Raw genomic sequence first — 468 nt, 5'->3', positions numbered from 1 at the left:
AGCTGGAGGATGTGGACCCCGAAGATCCGTTCGATCCCGAAGAAGCCGGCCCGCTCGATGTAGAAGTGCGCGAGCAGGCCGCCCAGGAGTACCTGCGCGAGGAACAGCCCCGCCGCGATGGGGATGAACCGGAGCGCGGCGCGCTGGCTCGGGAAGACGCTCACGTCGCCCGGCTCGGGGACCGAGATCCCCTCCGCGGACGGCTCGGGCAGCTTCACCGACTTGTACAGCAGGATCGCCGCGCCCGCGGCGCCGACGAGCAGCACCATGGCGATGACGCTCCAGATCATCGCCGACCCGGTGGCGTCGTTGCCCGCGCCGGGCGCGTACGGCCACTCGTTGGTGTACGAGTGGTCGGCGTTCGGGCGGTCGGTGTGTGAGAACCACGCGGTCCACAGCGCGAAGTCGGCGAAGTCCTCCGCCCCCTCCGCGGACTCGATCATCCCGACCGGGACGCCGCGGTCGTGG

General features: G+C 70.7%; 1 pseudogene. It reads right to left on the bottom strand.

What is annotated here, in order from left to right:
• Positions 1-468: pseudogene (locus D3D02_RS19510) on the bottom strand (cytochrome B); the annotation flags it as partial.

Source organism: Halobellus sp. Atlit-38R (assembly GCF_003665925.1).
GTDB lineage: Archaea > Halobacteriota > Halobacteria > Halobacteriales > Haloferacaceae > Haloquadratum > Haloquadratum inordinatus.
Note: the sequence above shows the minus strand (reverse complement) of the source record. Positions and strands in the feature narration are given on the sequence as shown.